Origin of the sequence: Fibrella forsythiae (assembly GCF_017353175.1) — a bacterium.
Taxonomy (GTDB): domain Bacteria; phylum Bacteroidota; class Bacteroidia; order Cytophagales; family Spirosomataceae; genus Fibrella; species Fibrella forsythiae.
Genome location: NZ_JAFMYW010000063.1, coordinates 1 through 712, shown reverse-complemented (window position 1 = coordinate 712; position 712 = coordinate 1). Strand labels below are relative to the sequence as shown.

General features: G+C 66.4%; 1 pseudogene. It reads right to left on the bottom strand.

Features of this window, described 5'->3' with window-relative positions:
- Nucleotides 1-712: pseudogene (locus tag J2I46_RS32650) on the bottom strand (gliding motility-associated C-terminal domain-containing protein); the annotation flags it as partial.

Below are 712 nucleotides of genomic sequence, written 5' to 3'. Positions count from 1 at the left end.
GGCATCCTGACGCACCAGTTGGCCCGACGCGTTGGTGACGTAGAACTCCAGCCGGTAGGTGTAGCCCTGCCCCTGGGTATCCAGCCCACGGTCCGCAAAGACGGTGTCGGCCACGGCTTGCAGGCTGGTGGTGATGGCTGTGATCTGGGTGAAGGTCGTGCCCGTCAGTCCCGGCGAGCGGAACAGCCGGTACTGGAAGGGCCCGCCCCCGTCGGCGGGATTCAGCCCCAGGGGGCGTGTCCAGCGCACGGTGATCACCCCCCGACCCACGCCCGTAGCCGGGCCCGTACTATCGACGGTCACGTTGGTGAGCACGGGGGCCAGTAGTGGCAAGGCCAGGCATATTTCGGTGGAGGCTACGCTTTCGCCACCCACGGGCAGGGGGTATTGGGCCACGATGCGGTAGCTGTACGAGACGCCCCGACGCAGGCCCGTTGTATCGGTGAAGGTGGACGTACCCAGTGGAACTAGCCCGATGCGCGTGTAACCCGCCGGAGCGCCGGTAGTGCAGGGCGGGATGGTACCCCCGCAGCCTTCTTTTCGAAAGATTTGCATCTGAGCGGGAGCCTGATCACTGCCGCCCACCGGACTACAGTTGTAGGGCGACCAGTTGAGCTGGATAGCTCGCCCCGAGGCGTTGCCCACCGTCGCCCCACGCGCCGTCAGGTTCTGGGGGCGGGGGCCGATCAGCCGCACGCCAAAAGTGGCAAAA